The organism is Pseudomonas sp. PAMC 29040 (assembly GCF_003994535.1).
GTDB lineage: Bacteria > Pseudomonadota > Gammaproteobacteria > Pseudomonadales > Pseudomonadaceae > Aquipseudomonas > Aquipseudomonas paraversuta.
Genome location: NZ_RZAA01000001.1, coordinates 632848 through 654890, shown reverse-complemented (window position 1 = coordinate 654890; position 22043 = coordinate 632848). Strand labels below are relative to the sequence as shown.

At 61.3% G+C, this 22043-nt stretch carries 15 protein-coding genes; 11 read left to right on the top strand and 4 right to left on the bottom strand.

What is annotated here, in order from left to right; translation table 11 throughout:
• Nucleotides 1–133 precede the first annotated feature (133 nt).
• Nucleotides 134–5227, top strand: coding sequence for an RHS repeat-associated core domain-containing protein (locus WG29040_RS02785; RefSeq protein ID WP_127195624.1), 5094 nt, complete (start codon nucleotides 134–136; stop codon nucleotides 5225–5227).
• A 137-nt stretch (nucleotides 5228–5364) separates the two neighbouring features.
• Here the strand turns inward: WG29040_RS02785 and WG29040_RS02780 are convergent, their stop codons facing one another.
• Nucleotides 5365–6150, bottom strand: coding sequence for an enoyl-CoA hydratase (locus tag WG29040_RS02780; protein WP_003445069.1), 786 nt, complete (start codon nucleotides 6148–6150; stop codon nucleotides 5365–5367).
• 144 nt (nucleotides 6151–6294) lie between these two features.
• Here WG29040_RS02780 and WG29040_RS02775 point away from each other — a divergent pair, with 144 nt between their 5' ends.
• The 10 genes from WG29040_RS02775 (at nucleotide 6295) to WG29040_RS02730 (ending at nucleotide 17658) form a co-directional block, all read left to right on the top strand.
• Nucleotides 6295–7080, top strand: coding sequence for an SDR family oxidoreductase (locus WG29040_RS02775; RefSeq protein ID WP_003445071.1), 786 nt, complete (start codon nucleotides 6295–6297; stop codon nucleotides 7078–7080).
• A 54-nt stretch (nucleotides 7081–7134) separates the two neighbouring features.
• Nucleotides 7135–8124: a bifunctional MaoC family dehydratase N-terminal/OB-fold nucleic acid binding domain-containing protein gene (locus WG29040_RS02770; RefSeq protein WP_127195623.1), complete on the top strand. Its 990-nt coding sequence runs from the start codon at nucleotides 7135–7137 to the stop codon at nucleotides 8122–8124.
• A 9-nt stretch (nucleotides 8125–8133) separates the two neighbouring features.
• The gene (locus WG29040_RS02765; RefSeq protein ID WP_127195622.1) at nucleotides 8134–9267 is read left to right on the top strand and encodes an acyl-CoA dehydrogenase family protein; all 1134 of its coding nucleotides are present in this window, start codon (nucleotides 8134–8136) and stop codon (nucleotides 9265–9267) included.
• Complete coding sequence (locus tag WG29040_RS02760) at nucleotides 9239–9658, top strand: MaoC family dehydratase (protein WP_003445078.1); 420 nt, start codon at nucleotides 9239–9241, stop codon at nucleotides 9656–9658. The genes WG29040_RS02765 and WG29040_RS02760 overlap by 29 nt, the downstream gene beginning before the upstream one ends.
• Before the next feature lie 18 nt (nucleotides 9659–9676).
• Entirely contained in the window at nucleotides 9677–10855 is a 1179-nt protein-coding gene (locus tag WG29040_RS02755) for a lipid-transfer protein (RefSeq protein ID WP_003445091.1), read from the top strand.
• A 9-nt stretch (nucleotides 10856–10864) separates the two neighbouring features.
• The gene (locus WG29040_RS02750) at nucleotides 10865–12034 is read left to right on the top strand and encodes an acyl-CoA dehydrogenase family protein (protein ID WP_003445092.1); all 1170 of its coding nucleotides are present in this window, start codon (nucleotides 10865–10867) and stop codon (nucleotides 12032–12034) included.
• 95 nt (nucleotides 12035–12129) lie between these two features.
• Entirely contained in the window at nucleotides 12130–13320 is a 1191-nt protein-coding gene (locus WG29040_RS02745; RefSeq protein WP_010656629.1) for an acyl-CoA dehydrogenase family protein, read from the top strand.
• A 10-nt stretch (nucleotides 13321–13330) separates the two neighbouring features.
• A complete protein-coding gene (locus tag WG29040_RS02740; RefSeq protein ID WP_127195621.1) occupies nucleotides 13331–14470 on the top strand; it encodes an acyl-CoA dehydrogenase family protein in 1140 nt (379 codons plus the stop codon).
• A gap of 28 nt (nucleotides 14471–14498) precedes the next feature.
• On the top strand, nucleotides 14499–16187 hold the full coding sequence (locus tag WG29040_RS02735; RefSeq protein ID WP_127195620.1) for a class I adenylate-forming enzyme family protein: 1689 nt from the start codon (nucleotides 14499–14501) through the stop codon (nucleotides 16185–16187).
• Nucleotides 16188–16275: 88 nt separating this feature from the next.
• Complete coding sequence (locus WG29040_RS02730) at nucleotides 16276–17658, top strand: DUF1329 domain-containing protein (RefSeq protein WP_369826385.1); 1383 nt, start codon at nucleotides 16276–16278, stop codon at nucleotides 17656–17658.
• A gap of 907 nt (nucleotides 17659–18565) precedes the next feature.
• On the opposite strand, the gene WG29040_RS02725 is transcribed toward WG29040_RS02730, so the two are convergent.
• The 3 genes from WG29040_RS02725 to WG29040_RS02715 all read right to left on the bottom strand — a co-directional run bounded on the left by WG29040_RS02725 (nucleotide 18566) and on the right by WG29040_RS02715 (nucleotide 22035).
• Nucleotides 18566–18919 (bottom strand): VOC family protein, encoded by a 354-nt coding sequence (locus tag WG29040_RS02725; RefSeq protein WP_003445097.1) that lies wholly within the window; start codon nucleotides 18917–18919, stop codon nucleotides 18566–18568.
• A gap of 87 nt (nucleotides 18920–19006) precedes the next feature.
• Nucleotides 19007–21136 (bottom strand): FAD-dependent oxidoreductase, encoded by a 2130-nt coding sequence (locus WG29040_RS02720; RefSeq protein ID WP_127195619.1) that lies wholly within the window; start codon nucleotides 21134–21136, stop codon nucleotides 19007–19009.
• A gap of 71 nt (nucleotides 21137–21207) precedes the next feature.
• The gene (locus WG29040_RS02715; protein WP_003445107.1) at nucleotides 21208–22035 is read right to left on the bottom strand and encodes an alpha/beta fold hydrolase; all 828 of its coding nucleotides are present in this window, start codon (nucleotides 22033–22035) and stop codon (nucleotides 21208–21210) included.
• Nucleotides 22036–22043 lie beyond the last annotated feature (8 nt).

The following is a 22043-nucleotide window of genomic DNA, read 5'->3' as shown; positions in this document are numbered from 1 at the left end:
TGCTGTCGTTGAGGAACTGATCCGGCTCTCATTTCTTTCTGTAGCGGCATCACTTACAGCCCTTGCTCATTGTTACCCTCAAGTCAGAGATTCTATTTTGCGACTCCTTTCAGCGAACCAAGGAGTAGCGAACATGCCTGATTTATCTGAGCACACCCCCGATATCCAGTCCGCCGCCAGCCTGCTTAGCAGTGGCGACGTATATTCCGGGGCCTACAACTTTATGAGCAGCATCAGCGCCGGGGTCGATGCGCGCACCGGTGCGTTCTCTGCCTCGATAACCCTGCCCACCGGCGCCGCCAATGATTTGCGCGGGCCCATCAGCCAGTTGCGCCTGAGCCATAGCCCGTTGATGACTGCCGATCAGGGCTTTGGTCTGGGCTGGATGCTCGGCACCACTTCCTGGGATGGAGCCAGCCAGCAACTGCAACTCAATTCCGGCGAGCGCTTTCGCGGTGAGATTGTCGGCCAGAGCATGCGTTTCCCGGATGTGCGTTTGCCGGTAATCGCAGTGACCGTTCAGCGTCAGGAAATGTGGGTCCGGCATAACGAGGGCACTTGTGAACGACTCGCGCCGTTGCCGGGGCATGCCAGCCTGTGGGTGGTCAGCACCCTGGTGGGTGCCGACGGCAGCGCCCTGAATTTTGACTGGCGTTCAGTTGGCAACGCGGCGTACCTGCAAAAAGTCAGTGATGCCCAAGGCCGCACTGTGCTGGCTCTGGCCTACGAGGGCGTGACAACCCATCTGACCTTACAGCCGGATACCCCCGCACAGGTGGTGATGTCTTTTCACCGGGTCTCCGGGCAGTTGCGCCGGGTGACGGTGGACGGCCTGCCCGATAATGGCTGGCAGTTTGAATACACCCGCAGTGATTCAGGTCTGTTGCTGCTGAACAAATGCACCCAGCCCACCGGCAGCACCGAGGAAGTGACTTACAGCGAGGCCAACGGCCTCAACCTGCCTGCAGGGGCGCCGTTTGCGCGGATGCCGGTGGTCAGTCAGACCCGCAAGGATCCGGGGGACGGCCAGCCGGTGCAGCTGGTTCGTTATGACTACGGCCTGTACGGCAGCAACAACTATTTTGGTTGGCCGGCGGTACGTCAGTGGCGTAATCGCGAAGACAACCTTTACCACCTGACCGGTGCCGGGGATTTTCTCTATGGCTCCACCGAAACCCTGATGGATGCTAGGGGCACGCCCCTGCAAACCATCAGCCGCACCTTTAACCGCTTCCACCTGCTGACCCGTGAACGCACCTTGCAGGGCCAGACCCTGCAGGAAACCGAGACCACCTATTACGATGAGCCCTGGCTGCCCATTGCCCGGCAACTGCCGTATTTCCAGTTCCCGCATAAAGTCATTACCCGCAAGGCGCAGCTGGATGGCCAACGGGTGCTGCGAGAACTTGTTACCGAGGAAGAAACCCGCTACGACGAGCTGGGTAACCCGATGTGGCACCGCAATGCCCTGGGTGGAGTAGAAGAGTCGGAGTACTACCCGGTAACCGGTGAGAGCGACGACTGCCCGGCCGACCCTCTGGGCCGCATCGCCCGTCTGAAAAGTCGTACGGTCAGCCCGCCACCCGGCACCGAAGGGCCGGTCAAACAGACCCGCTACCGTTATCAGGCGCTACCGGTGCGTCAGGATGCTCCGGGGTTTGCCTTGCCTACCTTTGTTCAAAGCAGCGAGGAACAGCTACTGCTGGTCGAAGGTGAAAAATTTAGTGAGCTGGGCCGCTCGACTCAAAGTTTCATTAACGATCCGGCCTCGCCCCATCACGCTCGCATGCTCAGCGAAACCCAGACGGTAGAGGGTAAAAGCACTACCCGGGTTTACAGCTACAGCCTGACCCAAGCCCCAAACGCCCGTGCACTTGAGCGCGCAGTCCTGCAGGAAAAGGTCACCATTACAGGTCACGATGGCCAGTCAACTGTTGCGCAATCGTCGCAGGATTTGTACTCCGGCCTGATGGTCACCGAGCAGACCGACGAGCAGCTGCGCATGGCCTTTGCCCACGATGCCCTGGGCCGTGTGACTCAGGAAGTCGCGGCCCCGGATTCGGCGTTCGAGGCTGAGGTCAACTGGGCCTATTCGTTGTCGGCCAGCGAGCGCTGCCAGACCCGAATCGGCGCTTCCGGACGTAAGGAAACTGTCTGGCTCGATGGCATGGCCCGGGAAATCCGCCGTGAAAAACAAACCGACAGCGGTGAGACCTATACCGCCTGGACCGCCGAATATGACGTGCTGGGTCGAGTATTCCGTGAAACGGCTTACGATCCCGGTAACGAAGACGTCCCGGCCCTGAGCCTGACCACCGAACGCACTTTTGATGACTGGGGCAATGTGCTGACTGAAACCGGCGCGGACGGTGTCACCCAACACACCCTGGCCGACCCGGTAGCCCTGACCGGCAGCAGTTGGCAGACCGATGCCAAGGGTGTGGCCGGGGCCAGAACCGTGACCACCCATAGCCTCGATGGACGCCCCCTTAAAGAACAACTCTATTGCGCCGATGGCGTACTTCAGCACGAACTTAGCTGGAGCTATGACGGCCTTGGCCGCTGCATCAGCCAGTCCGATGCCATGGGCCGCACAACCTTGCAAGAGTGGGATGTCCTTGACCGGCTGGTATCGACCACGCTGCCTGACGGCAGTGTCATCAAGCGCACCTATGCCCAAGGCCATGACAGTGATTTACCGGCCACGGTATCGATCACTCATCCGTCTTTGGGCACTAATGAAGTCCTGCTGGGCGAGCGTAAATACGATGGTCTGGGCCGACTGGTGTGGGAAAAGGTCGGGCAAGGTGTCTCCAAATGGGAATATGCCGAAGGAGAAATCCACGCCCATACCCAGGTTCTGCCCGACGGTACCCGGGTGCAGAGTGAACACCAACCGGAACTGGGCGGCGCGTTGCTGTCGCTGCAAGCGCCCGGGATCAGCGTATTCAATAAATACGATCCGCTAAGCGGCCGTTTGCTGGAATCCCAAGGCAATCTGGGTCTGCAAAAAGATCACTGGTCACCGTCCGGCCAACTGAGCAAAGCCGACTACGCCTGGCAAGGTGATCAGCCGCGCTCGCAACAGCAAAGCACCACACCGGCGGGCACAGTAACGCGCCTGACCGATGCCGACGGTGCCGAACAACGCTGCCAGTACGATGAATTCGGGCGTTTGAGCGTGCAGCAAGGTCCCGATGTGAGCATCAGCATTACTTACGATGCAGCGTCGCGGATTCATCAGCAGCGAACCCAATCAAACGATGGCTCGCGGGACATGACCGTAACCCTTGGCTACGACAGCCTTGGCCGCCCGGCCCGCCGAGAAACCTCTACCCGAACGCCGAATGCACAGCATGTAGAAGTGCAGACCCAGCAATGGCGCCAGGACGGCAAGCTGACCCAGCGTGAACTGACCCGTGACGGTGTTCTGGTCCGTAGTGAAAGCTTCGACTACGACAATCGCGGACGGATGATTGCCCATCGCCTTGCAGGCCCGTCGTTGCCCGAAGATGCCCACGGCAAAACCTACCGCGAGCAGCACTTTCAATACGACGCCCTCGACAACGTCCTGCGTCTGGAAACGGTGTTTGCCGACGCCAGCGCCAGCAATATCAGTACATTTACCTATAACCCCGCCGACCTTACCCAGTTACTCAGCGTCAGCCACAGTCGCGCCGATTATCCGGCACCGGTAACCCTGGAGTACGACGCGCTGGGCAATCTCAAACGCGACGAGCGCGGTAATCCACTGCACTACGACGCCCTGGGCCGACTGATCGGTGTAACCCTGCCTACCGGCGAACGCCGCTGGCACTACGGCCCGGCGGGCAACATCATCAAGACCGAGGACACTAATGGCCCGCGCTGGCGTTACCACACCGGCGGCCAGCTCAGCTGCGAGATGGGTGAAGACACCCAGACCCGCTGGGTGCGGGCCGGTGACGTCCCGGTGGCTGAAAGCCGTCTTGCAACGGCAGTGCGCGAAGTGATGCTGCTGGGCACCGATGCCCAGGGCTCGATAACCACTGAGGCCTATAACGGGATCAATACACCGGTCTACGGCGCCTACGGCCAGAGCCAGCCCGGCACCAGCCGACTGGGCTACGCCGGCGCCTTGCGCGAACAGGACAGCGGCTGGTATTTCCTGGGTGATTACCGCATCTACAACCCCGCACTGATGCGTTTTCACAGCCGTGACAGCCTCAGCCCCTTCGGCGAAGGCGGCCTCAATGGCTATGCCTACTGCGCCGGGGATCCGGTCAACCGCATCGATCCATCGGGTCATTCGTGGCTGGACTGGCTGTTACCGGCGGCCGGTCTCGCGCTGGCACTGGTCGGCACCGTGGCCTCCCTGGGTGCGTTGGCGGCGCCTACGGCGGCGCTGACCGCCAGCTATGTAACGGCCGTCACCACCGCGACCTTGAGTGTGGTGTCACTGGCAGCGGACGTGGCCTCGATAGCCTTGCTGGCCAGTGGCAATGAGAATGCCGGGCGGATTCTGGGCTGGGTGGGGATGGCAACCGGGCTGGCTTCGGCGGCCCCGTCGATGGCCGGGGCTGCGGCCAAGGGAGTCAAAAGTGCCGGCAAGTTCGTGGGCAGCTGGCAGTACAAACTGCAACATGCAGGGGGCAGGGGCCAGGGGTTTCCACCCGGCAGATTCCAGCCCTTGAGCCTGCGAACTCTGGCTTTCCAGGCCGTGGATCAGGGCGAGGCATGGCGCGCAATTCGCCATATGGACATTGCCGGATCAGCAGACCCATTGAGCCGTGCGGCTCCTGTTTCGGCCTATCACCACAGTATCAGCAGCATGGAGGCATTCAACGAAGTGCGAGCCTATTATCAAGGCGCACATCCAAGGCCAACATTACCCTTGCCACTCAATACTGTACCCGGTCACACCTTTACCAGCGGCGGTGTCAATCTACCTGTGTTCGCCAACAACCCATCTTATGTCCGTGAGGTCAGGGTAATCGCAACCCATGGCCGGGCCAGAAACCTGCCGGTGGATTTGCACCTCAACGGGATCGATCCTGAAAGCTTGAGAACCTTCACCCCGGAATTCAGAAGGCATGCAGCAGGTATCAGCTTTCGAACTATGATGAACCCGGTCAACAGGGCGTTTTTTGATTATGTGGTTCCTGTTGCTGCAGACGAAGTCGCCTGGACCATAGGCGGAGCGTTCAGGACAAATTACTTTAATAATTTCATGAATGTACGACGTTAGGGCCGCTCTGGAATAAAGCGGCTGGTGCGTGCCGGGCTAACCTGCCGCAGTTCATGAGACTGCGGCGGGTTTCCTGCAGCGACCTGGCTGATTGCGTGGATCATCGCCAGCATTGTCTTCGAAGCGAGCGCGCGCCCTTACTTGCCTTCAAACACCGCCGCACGTTTTTCAATAAACGCCTGCATGCCTTCCTTCTGGTCCCGTGAAGCAAACAGCAACGCATTGGCTTTACGCTCCAGGGCCAGGCCGGTCTCCAGCGGGGCATCGACCCCGGCCAGAATCACTTCCTTGATTTGCTCGGCAGCCAGTGGCGGCATCGCAGCGATCAACGTCGCCATCTTCAGTGCCTGGGCCTGCACCTGGTCATCATCCACGAGGTCGCTGACCAGCCCGGAGATCCAGGCTTCCTCGGCGGTGATCGGCTGCCCGGTCAATGCCATGCGCATGGCTTTGGCCTTGCCCACGGCGCGCACCAGACGCTGGGTGCCGCCGATTCCCGGCATGATCCCGATGCGGATTTCCGGCTGGCAAAATTTCGCGCTGCGCCCGGCCACAATAATGTCGGCCAGCATCGCCAGTTCACAGCCGCCGCCGTAGGCGTAACCGCACACCGCCGCGATCACCGGCTTGGGGCAGTGCTGGATGGGGGCCCAGACCCGCTCGGTATGGCGCTGGTAAATATCGATCGGGCCGACACCGGCCATGCTGTTGATATCGCCGCCCGCAGCAAACACCTTGTCGCCGCCAGTCAGCAGGATGCAGCGCACTTCGGGGTTTTCGGCCAGCTCTGTGAAATAGCGTGACAGCAAGGCTTGCAGCTCAAGGCTCAGGGCGTTAGTGGCCTGGGGGCGATTTAGCCGCAGCAAAGCGACGCCCGGGGCCGGGAATTCAAGCAGTACCGGCGCGGCAGATGGGTCTGACATGGGGTTCCTCATTAACAGGGGCTGTCACCACAGCGTGCGCTGGATTGTTGCGTTCGCAAGAGGGCGCTTCATCGTCCGTTCAGACGACGAGCAGCCCCCGGATTGCCCCTAGAGTGGCTCCATCAGTAGAAAAAGGAGCTCGTCATGGGCCAACTCTCAGGGCTGGACTACAGCGGCAAAGTGGTGCTGGTCACCGGCGGTACCAAAGGCATCGGTGCAGGCATTGCCCGCAGCTTTCTGGAGGCCGGGGCGCAGGTGATCGTGTGCGGCAGGACTGCACCTGAGGCGTTGCCGCAGGCAGGTTCTGCGCAAGCGCTGTTCATGGCTTGCGACGTGCGTGATGTGGATTCGCTTAAAGCCATGTTTGCGGGGATTGCTGCCGACTTCGGTCGCCTCGATGTGGTCATCAACAACGCCGGTGGCAGTCCGTCCGCCGATGCCGGCAGCGCTTCGCCACGTTTTCACGAAGGCATTATCCGCCTCAACCTGATCGCCCCGCTGAATGTCGCGCAACAGGCCAATGCCTTGATGCAGCAACAGGATGGCGGCGGTTGCATTGTGTTTATCGGCAGTATCAGCGCCTTGCGCGCTTCCCCGGGGACCGCGGCCTATGGCGCGGCCAAGGCCGGGATACTGGCACTGGTGCAATCGCTGGCGGTGGAGTGGGCGCCCAAAGTGCGCGTGGTGGCGGTCAGCCCGGGGCTGGTACGCACCGAGCAGGCGCATCTGCATTACGGCGATGAACACGGCATTGCCGCAGTCAGCGCCGGGATCCCGGCAGGGCGCATGGCGCTGCCCGAGGACATCGGTAACGCCTGTCTGTTTATCGCCTCGCCCATGGCGGGGTATGCCAGCGGCTGCAATCTGCTGCTGCACGGCGGCGGCGAACGTCCGGCATTTTTGGGTGCGGCGCAAACCGCTGCTCACTGATCGACCTTCAGCGGCGGCCAGTGGGTTGCCGCTCTCAATTTGCAGGAGACGAACTTGGCTGATTCTCAATTGCTAACCGACGTGCGCGCCCTGGTGGGGCGTGAATATGGTCGCGTCTACGCCTGGGACGAAGTCAACGCCCCGATGATCCGCCAGTGGTGCGAGATCATGGGCGTGGACAACCCGCTTTATACCGACCCGCTGTTTGCCGCCAACAGCGTGCAGGACGGGCTGGTGGCGCCGCCTGCAATGCTGCAGGTGTGGTGCATGGAAGGCTTTCACCTGAACAACTATGCACCGGGCTCGACCACCGAAAACCCCTACGAAGTGCTCAAGCTGATTGAGTCGTATGGCTATGGCTCGGTGGTGGCGGTCAACTCCGAACTGACGTTCAAGCGCAACGTCCGTCCGGGGGAAAAGCTCTACTACACCACCCGGCTGGACTCGGTGGGCGACGAAAAAACCACCGGTCTTGGTACCGGATTTTTTGTCACCCTGGTGATGAGCTACTTCGTTGAGCACAAAAGCGGTGACGAGGAAGTCGGCGAGTTGCTGTTCCGGGTATTCAAATTCCGTCCGGCCAACCCCAAGGCGGCTGAAGCGGCCGCGGCAAAAGTTGAAACCGCCCCTGTGGTCAAGCGCCCCAAGCCGGGCATGAGCGATGACACGCGGTTTTTCTGGGAAGGCTGCGATGCGGGCAAGTTGTTGATCCAGCGCTGTACCCAGTGCCAGACCCTGCGCCATCCACCGGCGCCGGTATGCATCGAGTGCCATTCGTTCGACTGGGACAGCGTGCAGGCCAGCGGCCGCGCCAGCCTGTATTCGTTCGTGATCATGCATTACCCCGAAGTCGCGCCGTTCGACCATCCCAACCCGATCGGCCTGATCGAGCTGGAAGAGGGCGTACGCCTGGTGGCCGGACTGGTGGGAGTCAAGCGCGAAGAACTGAGCATCGGCATGCCCTTGCAACTTGAGTTCAAGACCTTCGACGGCGAACTGACGTTGCCGTTGTTCCGGGCACTTTCTTTACCGGCAGCCGAGTAAGGAGCGAGCATGGATTTCGAATTCACCGAAGATCAACACGCTATCGCCGAAATGGCCGGTAGCGTATTTGCCGACTACTGCACCGATGACCGCTTGCGTCAGTTCGACACCAGCGAACATGCCTTTATGGAGCCGCTGTGGCAACTGTGCACAGAGACCGGGCTGCAGGCCCTGGCCATCCCTGAAAGCCATGGCGGCAGCGGGCTGGGCATGACCGAGTTGCTGACGGTGCTCGAGGCCCAGGGCAGGGCTCTGGGGCAAGTGCCGTTGTGGCGCCATCAACTGGCCGCAGCAACCCTGGCCGCTTGGGCTGATCCGGTCTTGCAGGCATGGGCCACGGATGCGGCTGCCGGTCGCGTCTTGTTGACCCTCGACCTTGGGGGCATGAGCGGTGCGCGGGGCCTGCAATTACAGGCCACTGCGCAGGGCCAGGGCTGGAGCCTTGACGGTCGGGTGGCCGGCCTGGCTCTGGCCGGACAGTCACAGGCGGCGTTGCTGCTGGTGAGCGTCGAGGGTCAGCCGCGGCTGGCATTTGTCGAGCTGGGCGCTGCGGCGATCAGCCATGTGCCGGGCCGTATGACCCATGGCGAAGCGGTGGCTGACTTGTCCATCGACGGGCTGTTTATCACTTCGCAACAGTTGCTGCCGGCCTGCGCCCTGGACTGGCTGGAACCACGCAGCATCGCGGCACTGGCGGCATTGCAGCTGGGGGTCAGCGCCGAGCAGATCCGTCGCACCGTGGAGTATGTCAGCGAGCGACGTCAGTTCGAACGCAGCATCGGCAGTTTTCAGGCGGTGCAAATGAGCATGGCCAACGCGCACATCGCCCTTGAGGCGTTGCGCAGCAATCTGTGGCAGTTGTGCTATCGCCTGGATGCCGGCTTGCCCGCGCCGTCCGAGGCCCTGGCCACCGCCTGGCATGCCTGCGAAGCAGGTCATCTGATCGGGCACAACGCCCAGCACGTACACGGCGGCATTGGCGTCGATCTGACGTACCCGATGCATCGCTTTCTCTACTGGAGCCGCGCTTTGGGCTGTGCCCTGGGTGGATCGGCAGCATGCCTGGAACGCCTCGGCGACTGGCTGAGCCATAACGACAAGCTGGGATGGAAATATGACCTTGCAGAACACCAAGCGCTTTGACGATGTGCGCCCCGGCGAAACCTTGCCGGCCCTGGCGATCCCGATCACCGTGGGTCTGGTTACCGGCGGCGCCATTGCCACCCGTGACTACTTCCCGGGTCACCATGATTTGAACGCTGCCCAGGCCCTGGGCTCGCCGCACATTTTTATGAACATCCTTACCACCAACGGTCTGGTGCAGCGTTATGTCGAAGAGTGGGCGGGCCCCGAGGCGCGTTTTGCCTCGCTGAAGATCAAGCTCGGCGCGCCGAATTACCCCGGCGACAGCATGACCTTCAATGGCGCAGTCACCGGACTGGATGCTGCCACCCGCACGGTGGAAATAACCCTTGGCGGCAAAAATTCGATGGGCAACCACGTGACCGGTACGGTCACGCTGGTTCTGCCCTGATAGCGGGAGACAGCACACATGACGCAATCGTCACTTTCCGGTAGCGCCGCCATTGTTGGCCTGGGTGCGACCGAATTCTCGAAAAATTCAGGGCGCACCGAGCTGCGTCTGGCACTTGAAGCGACCCTGGCCGCCCTTAAAGACGCCGGAATCGACCCGTCCGAAGTTGAAGGTTTCAGCTCTTACTCGGTGGATAAAGTCCCTGAATACGAAATCGCCCGCTTGCTGGGCTGCAAGGACGTCAAGTTCTTCTCCCAGGTGCCCCATGGCGGGGGGGCCGCCTGTGCGCCGATCATGCACGCGGCCATGGCCGTGGCCACCGGTGTGGCCAAGGTTGTGGTGGTGTACCGCGCCATGAACGAGCGTTCGTGGTATCGCTTCGGCAGCGGCAGCTACGGTTTCGCCTCGACGCCGATTTTCGAAAACGTCAACTACGGCTGGTACATGCCCCACGGCCTGCACACCCCGGCGTCATGGGTGGGCATGTTTGCCCAGCGCTACATGCACACCTATGGCGCCACCTCCGAAGACTTCGGTCGGGTTGCGGTGGCGGTACGTGATTTTGCCGCGACCAACCCGGCCGCATTCTTTTACGGCAAGCCGATCACCCTTGAAGAACATCAGGCTTCACGCTGGATTTGCGAGCCGCTGCATTTGCTCGACTGCTGCCAGGAATCCGACGGTGCCGTGGCCATGGTGATCACCTCGGCCGAGCGGGCCAAAGACCTGCGCCAGAAGCCGGTGACGATCAAGGCCGGTTCGCAGGGGATTACCTCGGGCCAGCAAATCATGACCTCGTTCTACCGCGACGACATTACCGGCCTGCCGGAAATGGGCGTGGTTGCCAAAGAGTTGTATCGCCAGTCGGGTCTAGGGCCCGAGGCGCTGCAAACGGCGATCATTTACGACCATTTCACGCCGTTTGTACTGCCCCAGCTCGAAGAGTTCGGCCTGTGCGAACGCGGCGAAGCCAAGGAATTCATCCGCGCCGGGCACCATGCCCGCGGCGGCAAGTTTCCGATCAATACCCACGGCGGACAATTGGGCGAGGCCTACATCCACGGCATGAACGGCGTGGCTGAAGCCGTACGCCAGGTGCGTGGCACTGCGGTCAACCAGGTCGACAGCGTGGAGAACGTGCTGGTGACCGCCGGTACCGGCGTACCCACCAGCGGCCTGATTCTTGGTACGGCCTAAGGAGCTCACATGTTCGTCGACCTCACACCCGAACAACACGCCCTGCGCCTCAAGGTGCGGGACTATTTCCAGAACCTGATGACCCCGCAGCTGCGTGAACAATTGCGCGGCAAAGAGGGCGGCGAGCTATACCGCGACACCATCCGCCAGATGGGCCGTGACGGCTGGCTGGCGGTGGGCTGGCCCAAGGAGCACGGCGGCCAGGGTTATGGTCCTACCGAGCAATTCATCTTCTTTGAAGAAGCCAATATTGCCGGTGCGCCGCTGCCGTTCGTGACCATCAGCACCGTGGGGCCGGCGCTGATGGCCCACGGTACCGAGCTGCAAAAAGCCAAATTCTTGCCGGGCATCGCCGCGGGCGAAATCATTTTTGCCATCGGCTATTCCGAGCCGGATGCCGGCAGCGACCTGGCGGTGCTGAAAACCACCGCCCGGCTGCAAGGCGACGAGTTTGTGGTCAATGGCACCAAGCTCTGGACCTCGGGCGCCGAATCGGCCGATTACATCTGGCTGGCGGCCCGTACCGACCCTGAGCGCCCACGGCACAAGGGCGTATCGATCCTGATTCTGGACACAGCGGCTGAAGGTTTTACGACCACTGTGATCCCGACCACCAGCAACCCGACCGCCGCCACTTACTACGACAACGTGCAGGTGCCCCGGGACATGCTGGTGGGCGAGTTGCACGGTGGCTGGAAGTTGATCACGGCGCAGCTCAACCATGAGCGGCTGGGCCTGGGGGCATGGTCCGACAAGGTGGCAGGGCTGTTTCGCAAGGTCTTCATGTGGGCCCGTGAGGCCGACGAGCAAGGTGTTCGCGCCACCGACAAAGCGTGGGTGCGGGCCGGTCTGGCGCAATGTTATGCGCGGCTCGAAGCCATGCGCCTGATCAACCTGCGGATTGCCGCTGACCTGGAGCGTGAGCGCATGGACGTTGCGCTGGCGTCGACCACCAAGGTTTACGGCTCGGAGTCGGCGATCGAGATTCTGCGGCTGCTGAGCAACATCGTCGGGGCCAACGGACTGATTCAAGGCGGCTCGGCGGCGTCGTTGTTGCAAGGCGAGTTGGAGTACGAAGTACGTGCCTCGGTGACCCTGACCTTTGGTGGCGGCACCAACGAGATTCAGCGCGAGTTGATTGCCCAGTTCGGCCTGGGCATGCCGCGTACCCAACGCTGACCCCCATCACCTAACCGCAGGAGCGAGCTGTTCTCGACAAATAGCTCGTTCCTGCAGGTGTTGTGTCAGCAGGTGACCATTTACAGGTGAAACCCATGAACGCCATTGATCAGTTCAGAGAGCAAACCCGCAGCTGGCTTGAGGCCAACTGTCCGCCCTCGCAGCGTAAAGCCATTCCTGAAGGCGAGCTGGTGTGGGGTGCGAACGAGGTCGAGTTTCCCGATGCCGACGCCCGGCTGTGGTTCGAACGCATGCGCGACAAGGGCTGGTTCTGTCCGGACTGGCCACAGGCGTATGGCGGCGCCGGGCTGAGCGAGGAATACAACGCGGTGCTGGAAAGCGAGCTGCGCCGTCTTAAATGCCGGCCGCCGCAAATCAATCTGGGCATCTGGATGCTCGGCCCGGTATTGCTGGAATTCGGCACTGAAGAACAAAAGAAAAACCTCCTGACCCCGATGACCCGTGGCGAAGTGCGCTGGTGTCAGGGTTTTTCCGAGCCCAATGCCGGCTCGGATCTGGCGAGCCTGAAAACCTCGGCCCGGGATGCCGGCGATCACTTCGTGGTGGATGGCAGCAAGATCTGGACCTCCTATGGTGACAAGTCGGACTGGATGTACGCCCTGGTGCGCACTGATCCTGCGGCCAGCAAGCACACGGGGATCAGCCTGATTGTTCTGGACATGAAGAGCCCCGGGGTCAGCGTTGCGCCCATTGATTTGATCAGCGGCAAATCGGCGTTCTGTCAGGTGTTTTTCGACTCAGTCAAAGTGCCTAAAAGCCAGCTCATCGGTCCGTTGCACGGTGGCTGGAACCTGGCCAAGCGCCTGTTGCAACACGAACGCAAAGCCATGTCCAAATTCGGCGAGTTCAGCCTGCCGACGCATTTCCACTTGCTGCCACTGGTCAACGAGTACCTGCCCGAGCCATCCGGCCAGGGCGAGTTGGCCCTTGCAGCCCGTGCCGTGGCCTGCGCCATGAACGAGCAAAGCTACAACCTGACAGTCCAGCGCATGGGCCAGGAGGCCCGTGCCGGGCAGGACGTCAGCGGGCTGATGTCGATCATGAAACTGGTGCACACCGAACAGGAACGCGACAAGTTCGAGGTGTTGCTGGACGTGATGGGGTATCACGCTCTGGGCTGGGACAAGGGCGCTTTCAGCCCCCAGGAACAGGCCATCACCCGCGGCTGGTTAAACAGCTTTGCCCTGACGATTTCCGGCGGTGCGTCGGAAATCCAGCTCAATGTTATCGCCAAGCGGGTCCTTGGCCTGCCTGACGTGAAGTAAGGAACTCAGCATGAACCTGGTTTATAGCGAAGATCACCGGTTGTTGGCCGACAGCGCCCGAGAGTTCCTGGCCGCGCGCAGCCCCGTATCGCGCCAGCGCGCACTGCGCGATGAGGGCGGTATCAACGGTTTTGACCCGCAACTGTGGCAGGACGCTGTGGCGCTGGGCTGGAGCGCGATTCCGTTCCCGGAAAATCTCGGCGGCCTGGATTTCGGCTGCATGGGCCTGGGGCCGATATTTGAGTCCATTGGCAGCAACCTCAGTGCCTCGCCGCTGCTTTCAAGCGTGGTGCTCAGCGGCTCGTTGCTGCACCTGCAGGGTAACGCCGGGCAACAGGATCGCTGGTTATCGGCGTCTATCAGCGGCGAGCGCCGCCTGGCCCTGGCCCTGGACGAAGGCTCACGCCACAACCCGGCGAACGTGGCGTTGCAGGCGGTGCCGAATGCAAACGGCTACAGCTTGAGCGGCAACAAATATTTTGTCATCGACGGCGTGGGTGCGGATGCCTACCTGGTGGTCGCCAAGGGCGCAGGAGCGGGCCTTAGTCTGTTTCTGGTGGCCGCTGATGCCCCGGGCCTGAGCGTCCAGGCCCTGCCGCTGATCGACTCGCGCAATCATGCGCGACTGCAGCTGGACCAGGTCCAGGTCGGGCATGACGCGCTGCTGGGTGAACCCGGATCCGCAGGCCCGGCGCTCGAGATTGCCCTGGACCGCGGCCGCGTGTGCCTGGCTGGCGAAATGCTGGGCATGGCCGAGAAGCTCTTCGCCATGACCCTCGACTACCTGAAAACCCGGGTTCAGTTTGACGTCAAGATCGGCTCCTTTCAGTCACTGCAGCATCGCTCTGCCGAGCTGTACGTGCAGATACAACTGGCGCGCAGTGCGGTGATGGCCGGGCTTGCGGCGCTGGACGACAGCCGTCTGAGCGCCGCCGAGCGCCAGCGCTTTGCCAGTCTGGCGAAGTGGAAAGCGGGGCAGATGGCCCTCAATGTCGCCAATGAAGCGGTGCAAATGCACGGCGGTATTGGCGTAACCGATGAGCTGGACGTGGGGCTGTTTCTGAAACGCATACGGGTAGCCCAGGCGAGTCTGGGGGATGCCGATTACCACTGCGAGCGCTACGCAGATCTGATGCCCGCGCACGCCTAGGCCGATTGCCAGTCAGGAGAATAATAAGATGAAGCTTGAACAGTGGCAGAGCGCCTGGCAGCAATTGACTGGTGCCGGCTCACCTTTTGAAGTGGTCACCCAGCCGGGGAGCGGATCGAAACATTTTCGGCATACCGCTGCCCACGTCTGGGCTGCAATCGACAGTGGCCGGGTGCATGGCGACCGCGAGTTTCTGGTGTGGGAACAACAGCGTCTGACCTTCAGCCAGTTTTTCGATCAGGTGGACCGGCTGGCCGGCCAGCTGGTGCATCGTTTCGGCGTGCGTCAGGGCGACCGGGTGGCGATTGCCATGCGCAATCAGCCCGCGTGGCTGGTGGCGTTTGCGGCCATTCAGCGTTGCGGCGGGGTGTGCGTCCCCCTCAACAGCTGGGGCCTGCGCGACGAGCTGTTTCATGGTCTGCAGGACAGCGGTGCACGGCTGTTGCTGTGTGACGAGCCGCGCCTGCACTTGCTCGATGGCGACTTGCGCGAACAGGGGTTGGCGACGATTGTGGTCGGTCTGTCCGCCGGCCAGTTGCTGGCTGAACACTGCCAGCGTCTGGAAGATCTGCTGGCGGCCCCGGTGCTGACTGCACCGGCCCTGAAAGTGACGGCCGATGACCCGGCCATGATCCTCTATACCTCAGGCACCACCAGCTTGGCCAAGGGCGTGCTGTCGACCCATGGCGCGGTGTGCCAGGCCCTGGTGGCACTGGAGTTTCAGGGGGCGTTCTGTGCCCTGAGCTCGCCGGAGCGTATCAGCGTGGTGATCAACTGCGGCTATGCCCCAACCACCTTGATGGCAGTGCCGTTGTTCCATGTCAGCGGCCTGCATGCGCAATTCCTGCTGGCCTTGCGCAGCGGTCGCCGCTTGTTGCTGATGTACAAGTGGGACGTGGAAAAGGCTCTGGACCTGATCCGCGATGAACATTGCACCCAGTTCAACGGCGCGCCGGTGATGATGCAGCAACTGCTGACCTCGCCACGTTTCGGCACGTCCGACACCAAGAGCCTGTTCGGCCTGGGGCTGGGGGGCGCGGCGCCGTCCAGCAGTCTGTTGGCGCATCTGACCCAGCGCAAACCGGAAGCGGTGGGTGGCAGTGGTTACGGCCTGACCGAAAGCAACGGGATTTGCGCGGCCATCGGCGGTGATCAGTTTGTTTACAAACCGGCTGCTGCCGGCTGGCCATTGCCGATCGTCGATGTGCGTATCGGTGACAGTCCGGACCGGCCACTGCCCAATGGCGTCAGCGGGCTGATCTGGATCCGTTCACCGACCTTGATGAGCGGTTACTGGAACCTGCCCCAGGCCAGCGCCCAGACCTTGCGCGATGGCTGGCTCGACACCGGTGACATCGGCCTGCTGGATGACGAAGGATTTCTCTATATCACCGACCGGGCCAAGGATTTGATCAACCGTGGAGGGGAGAAAATATCCGCAGCCGAAGTGGAGTCCTGCGCCTGTGAAATGCCTGGCGTGATCGAAGCCGCCGCCTTTTCGGTGCCGGACGATGTGCTGGGGGAAGTGGTGTTTCTGGTGGTGCGCGGTGACCCGTCCGACACCCCGGACAGCGAGGCGGTGCGCAGCTTTATCGCCCAGCGTCTGGCGAGTTTCAAAGTGCCGGCGCAGATCCATGTCCAGCACACCCCTTTTGCCCGCAATGCGTCGGGCAAGATGCTCAAAGGTTTGCTTAAAGAGTTGTTGGTAACGCCCTGAGTAGTCTTTGTGGACGATGTAGTCGCCGGCAAATGGCGAAGAATGGACGCATACCCCTTAGCAAGCTTTTACGCGTAGGAGGCAATACATGAAAATAACAAGAACAGGCGTAATGCTCGCAGCCGCCATGTCCGTCAACGTACTGGCCATCGGTCCGGCTTTTGCCCAGGTGTCTGGCGCAGAGGCAGCCAAACTGGGCAAGGAGCTGACCTGTGTCGGTGCTGAGCAGGCCGGTAATGCGGCGGGCACCATCCCGCCGTACACCGGCAAATACCTGGGCGAAGTACCGGGTTGGAACCACGTTAAATTCTCCGGTGACCAGCCAGTGGATCCCTATGCCGCTGAAAAGCCGATTGTGGTGATCACCGCGCAAAACATGGCCCAGTACGAAGACAAACTCACCGAAGGCCAGAAAGCGCTGTTCAAGCGTTATCCGACCACTTACAAGATGAACATCTACCCGGGCCACCGTGATTTCCGCTACCCGGACTACGTGTGCCGGCGCGCCATGAGCAACGCCCTGAACGCCAAGCTGGTGAACGATGGCATGGGCATTGAAGGTTTGGGCCAGGTCCCGTTCCCTATCCCTAAAAGCGGTATGGAAGTGTTGTGGAACCACCAGTTGCCGGCCCGTGCCTGGACCGAAGAAAAAACCAGTGATCTGGCCTCGGTTCTGCCCAATGGCAGCATTGGCTGGGGGCGTGCCTATGCCCGGGGCCTGTCGCAGGCCAACTCACCGATTGTTGAACCCAAAACCGAAGACAAAATTCAGGCCATGGGCAACAACACCACCCTTAAACCGGCGCGTGACAACGGTGTGATCAGCATCTCCCACGAACCCTACGACTTTCAGACCAACCCGCGTCAGGCCTGGAGCTACAGCCCCTCGACCCGCCGCGTGCGCTTGCTGCCCGGCTATGGCTATGACCAGCCGATGATCGGCACCAACGGCACCATGACAGTGGATGAAGACCGCCTGTTCAACGGCTCGCCGGAGCGCTACACCTGGAAGCTGCTGGGCAAGCGTGAAATCTACAGCCCGGCCAACGCCTACAAGCCGAACGCGGGGACGGTGAAATACGCCGACATGCTGACCCCCAACCATCCCAACCCGGACCTGATGCGTTATGAACTGCGTCGTGTGTGGGTGGTGGAAGCCGATCTGAAAGAAGGCTATCGCCACCTGTACGGCAAGCGCGTGCTGTTCATCGACGAAGACACCTGGAACGCGGTGATGGCGGACAACTACGATGCCCGTGGGCAATTGTGGAAGCACGCGATGGTCAACTACTACTACCACCCTGACATGAGTGGCTGGCAGGCGGGTTCCCAGTTCTTCATGGACTTGAACTCGGGGCAATACACCGGCTACGGCATGACCAACGAAGCCAAGAAAGGCCCGATTCTCAATGAAGGCAAATTCACTCCCGACCAATACACCGCCGATGCTGCGCGGGCGATGGGGCGTTAAGCAAGTGGTCATAAGCTAACAGCTGCAAGTAACAGCAAGAGCCCTGTCGGTTAACGACGGGGCTTTTTGTTTTTACCGCTGTAACGGGTTGCCGGGTTGTCTTTATCGCTGGCAAGCCAGCTCCCACAATGGGATGTGATGGGGGTTGCAGAACCTGTGGGAGCTGGCTTGCCAGCGATGGTCATGGCGCAGTTTTTACATTCTCGCCGGCAAGCCACATCCCTTGTAGGAGCGAGCTTGCTCGCGAGCTTTTTATCGGCCTCATATTGAACACCTGGTGACTGTGGACTGCTTGAGAAGCTCGCGAGCAAGCTCGCTCCTACAGATGAAATTATCTGTCTGTCGGGTTGCCTTTATCGCTGGCAAGCCAGCTCCCACAATGGGATGCGATCGGGGTTGCAGAACCTGTAGGAGCTGGCTTGCCAGCGATGGTCATGGTGCAGTTTCACATTCTCGCCGGCAAGCCACATCCCCTGTAGGAGCGAGCTTGCTCGCGAGCTTTTTATCGGCCTCATACTGAACACCTGGTGACTGCGGAATGTTTGAGAAGCTCGCGAGCAAGCTCGCTCCTACAGATGAAATATGTGATTGGGGTTACAGAGCCTGTGGGAGCTGGCTTGCCAGCGATGCTCATGGCGCAGTTTCACATTCTCGCCGGCAAGCGATATCCCCTGTAGGAGCGAGCTTGCTCGCGAGCTTTTTATCGGGCTCGTATTGAAGGCCGGGTGACTGTGGACTGCTTGAGAAGCTCGCGAGCAAGCTCGCTCCTACAGATGAAATTATCTGTCTGTCGGGTTGCCTTTATCGCTGGCAAGCCAGCTCCCACAATTGGATGAAATATGTGATCGGGGTTACAGAGCCTGTGGGAGCTGGCTTGCCAGCGATGGTCATGGCGCAGTTTTATATTCTAGCCCTGGGTCCAGACCGCCAGTTCATAGCCATCCGGGTCGGTGAAATGCAGGCGGCTGCCGCCCGGGAAGGGGAATTCGGGGCGGGAGATGCTGCCTCCGGCCTGGAGGATGGCCTGTCGGGCAAGGGCCAGGTCGTCGGCGTACAGAATGATCAGCGGGCCACCCGGGCGCACCGGCTCGCCAGTGGTGAAGCCGCCGCTCAAACGGCCGTCGCTGAATTCGGTGTAGGCAGGGCCATAGTCGGTGAACGTCCAGCCAAACACGGCGCCATAGAAGGCTTTGCTGCGCGCTATGTCGTGGACGTTGAATTCGATGTTGTCGATTCGATAATGGCGGGGGTCGGTAGTCATGGTTATCTCCTTGAAACTCAGCACTATAGCTGCACTCAGGAAGTAACACAGGTCAACGCCGGGGGCGGGATGCCGCCCCCGGCGGGTTCAGGCCTCGCGTCCGGCTTTATGGCCGGCGCTGATTGCCCCTTCGATGTAGCCAATGCTCTGACAGTCACCAATGCTGCTGGCCGATAACCCTGCGCGGGTCAGTTCATCCAGCAAACGGGTGTCGGGTTGTGCGCCAATGGCCAGTACCACGGAGTCTGCTTCGCTCTGTCCTGAACTGCCATCTGCCAGTTGATAGCGCACGCGATTGCCTTCAATGGCTATCACACTGGCACCGGTGATCAGCTGTCCGCCATGCACGCGTATTTCATGCAGCACCCGCCAGCGGCGCACGATGGCCAGTTCGCGGGCAAGATGGCTACCGCTTTCCAGTACGGTCACCTGGCGTCCGCGGGCGATCAGGAACTCCGCCAGTTCCAGGCCAACCAGGCCGCCACCGATGATGGTCACGCGCTTGCCCAAGGGCATCCATACCCGTGACAGTTTTTGCATGGCCTCGCTGCTGTCGGTGACCCCCGCCAGGTTGCCGGCTTTCATCAGGGTGCGCTGGGTGAAGGACAATTTACGCTTGGCAATTTCCTCCGCCCGGTCGCCGGTCATCAGGCGTCGCAGTTCATCACCGCTCCAGACATGGTCCTGATCTGCACCGGGGATGTCGGGGGCCGCACGCTCGGCACCGACGGCCACCAGCACCTGGTCTGCGCCCAGGTCGCGGAGCAGGGCAGGGCTGGCCTCAGTATTGAGGCGCAGATCAATCGAAGATTGCTGCACCTGAACCTTGAGGTTGTCCAGCAAGCGGGCGTTTTCGGCATAGGCCAGCCCGGCAAAGAACAGGGTCCCGCCGAGGCGGTCGCTGCGTTCGATCAGGGTCACCCGATGCCCGCGCAGGGCAGCTATTCTTGCGGCCTCCATGCCGGCAGGCCCGGCACCGATGACCGCAATATGTCTGGGGCTGGCGGTGGGGCTGATGACGTATTCGAATTCGTGGCCGGTCATGGGGTTGACCGCACACTTGACCCGCTCGTTGACGAAGATCTGGCTCACGCACACGTAGCAGTAGATGCACGGGCGGATGCTGCTTTCCTGATCGTTGAGCAATTTGTTCGGCAGTTCGGGATCGGCCAGCAGCTTGCGGGCCATGGCGATAAAGTCGCAATCACCACGCTTCAGGGCGGCTTCACCGGCCTGGGGTTCGATACGGCCTACGGCGATTACCGGCACCTGCACGCTGCGCTTGATCGCCGCAGTCCATTCCATGAAGCCGCCGGCTTGATGCACCAGCGGTGCTTCGGTAAACACCACGCCGCTGGTGATCCGCGCACTGGCCGACACACTGACCGCATCCACGCCTGCCGCTTCGGCCATGCGTGCCACCGCCTTGGCGTCGTCCAGGCTGATGCCGCCGGGGGTATGCAGTTCTTCGGCGTCCAGACGCAGCCATACGGCAAATTGCGAGCCGACTTTGGCCCGCACGGCAGCGATGATCTGCAGCAGCAGCCGGGCGCGGTTTTCCAGCGAACCGCCGTACTCATCCTCACGCTGGTTGTAATAGCCGGACAGAAAACCGGCAATGATATAGCCGTGGGCGGCGTGCAGTTCGACACCGTCGAAACCGGCGCGCTGGGCACGCTCGGCGGCGCAGGCAAACCAGTCGATCATTTGCCCTATGTCGGCACTGTCCATCACGCGGATGGGCGAGCCTTCGGCGCGGCGCTTCATGGAACTGACGAAGTTGGCCAGTTCCTCAGGGGTCAGGGCCGCCATCATGTCGCTTTGCAGTACCGGGGGCACTGACGGTACCCACAGTTGCCGTCCTTCAGCCATATCCCGTACCGAGGTCTTGCCCGCGTGTTGCAGCTGCATGGCAATTTTTGCACCGTGGCGGTGAACGCGCTCGGCGAGCTGGCTCAGGCCCGGGATAAAGTCATCGCTGGACACGCCGACCTGGAACGGCTCGGCGGTGCCCGCCGGGAACGCCACTGAACAGACCCCCATGATCAGCAGCCCGGCGCCGCCACGGGCGCGGGCTTCGTAATAGGCTTGAATCCGTTCGCCACAGTGGCCATCGGCTTCGGCAAAGTTGGAGCCCATGGGCGCCATGATGATGCGGTTGCGCAGCTCGATTGAGCCAATGCGACCGGGTGCCAGCAACTGAGAGAATTTTGTCATTGTTGTTTTTCAGTCCGAGCAGGATAAGAAGGGCTGAGGGCGACTCGCAGGCCGCCGTCAATGTTGCCTGTTCAGTTTTTGAGGAAGTCCAGGCACGCCTTGTTGAACAGCTCCCGGTGTTCAACCTGGACCCAGTGGCCGCAGCGGTTGAGCATGATAAAACGCGCATCCGGTGCATGCTTGAGCACTTTGAGGGCGCCGCTGGCCGGGTTGAAGTTGTCGTCGGTGCCCCAGAAACCGAGGATCGGTACTTGCAGCTCTTCAAGGCGCTCGGTCATGTTCGGCACCATCATGGTGGTGAACAGATTGCGCGGTTGGTGCACGGCCACCGCCACTCGCTCGGCCAGCAGGCTGTCTTCGAGCTGGGAGCTGTCGAACAGTTGCAGGCTCATGATCCGGCGCATCTGCTCGATGCCCAGGGGCCCGGCGTTGTACAGCTCGACCATGCGCTGAATGCCAACCATCTTGAAGTAGGTTTCGCGATCTTCAACGCCGCCGGGGGCCATCAGAATCAGCTTCTCCACACGCTCGGGCTCGGCCAGTGCCAGCCCCAGGGCAATGGCGCCGCCCAGGGAGTTGCCCAGCAGTGTGGCGCGCTTGACCCCCACGGCCTTGAGAAACCCGGACATGGCGTTAACGAAGAAGTCCAGGTTGTACTGCGCGTCTTCGGGCTTGTCGGAGCGACCGAAGCCCGGCAGATCCACCACCAGATTGCGAAAGCCGGCGGCGACGAACTGCGGGTAGTTGCCTTTGAAGTTGCTGTAGCCGCTGGCACCCGGGCCGCTGCCGTGCAGCCACAGGACTACCGGGCCGCTGCCTTCATCGAGAAAGTGCAGGCGCAGGCCGCAGTCCAGTGTCACGAAATGGCCGACGGGCAGCGGAAGGTCTTGTTCAGTCATCACTCAAT

Excerpts from the sequence above, each read along its gene's own strand:
- WG29040_RS02785 (WP_127195624.1), top strand. The coding sequence starts at position 134 with ATGCCTGATTTATCTGAGCACACCCCCGATATCCAGTCCGCCGCCAGC.
- WG29040_RS02780 (WP_003445069.1), bottom strand. The coding sequence starts at position 6,150 with ATGTCAGACCCATCTGCCGCGCCGGTACTGCTTGAATTCCCGGCCCCG.
- WG29040_RS02775 (WP_003445071.1), top strand. The coding sequence starts at position 6,295 with ATGGGCCAACTCTCAGGGCTGGACTACAGCGGCAAAGTGGTGCTGGTC.
- WG29040_RS02765 (WP_127195622.1), top strand. The coding sequence starts at position 8,134 with ATGGATTTCGAATTCACCGAAGATCAACACGCTATCGCCGAAATGGCC.
- WG29040_RS02760 (WP_003445078.1), top strand. The coding sequence starts at position 9,239 with ATGACCTTGCAGAACACCAAGCGCTTTGACGATGTGCGCCCCGGCGAA.
- WG29040_RS02755 (WP_003445091.1), top strand. The coding sequence starts at position 9,677 with ATGACGCAATCGTCACTTTCCGGTAGCGCCGCCATTGTTGGCCTGGGT.
- WG29040_RS02750 (WP_003445092.1), top strand. The coding sequence starts at position 10,865 with ATGTTCGTCGACCTCACACCCGAACAACACGCCCTGCGCCTCAAGGTG.
- WG29040_RS02745 (WP_010656629.1), top strand. The coding sequence starts at position 12,130 with ATGAACGCCATTGATCAGTTCAGAGAGCAAACCCGCAGCTGGCTTGAG.
- WG29040_RS02740 (WP_127195621.1), top strand. The coding sequence starts at position 13,331 with ATGAACCTGGTTTATAGCGAAGATCACCGGTTGTTGGCCGACAGCGCC.
- WG29040_RS02735 (WP_127195620.1), top strand. The coding sequence starts at position 14,499 with ATGAAGCTTGAACAGTGGCAGAGCGCCTGGCAGCAATTGACTGGTGCC.
- WG29040_RS02730 (WP_369826385.1), top strand. The coding sequence starts at position 16,276 with ATGAAAATAACAAGAACAGGCGTAATGCTCGCAGCCGCCATGTCCGTC.
- WG29040_RS02725 (WP_003445097.1), bottom strand. The coding sequence starts at position 18,919 with ATGACTACCGACCCCCGCCATTATCGAATCGACAACATCGAATTCAAC.
- WG29040_RS02720 (WP_127195619.1), bottom strand. The coding sequence starts at position 21,136 with ATGACAAAATTCTCTCAGTTGCTGGCACCCGGTCGCATTGGCTCAATC.
- WG29040_RS02715 (WP_003445107.1), bottom strand. The coding sequence starts at position 22,035 with ATGACTGAACAAGACCTTCCGCTGCCCGTCGGCCATTTCGTGACACTG.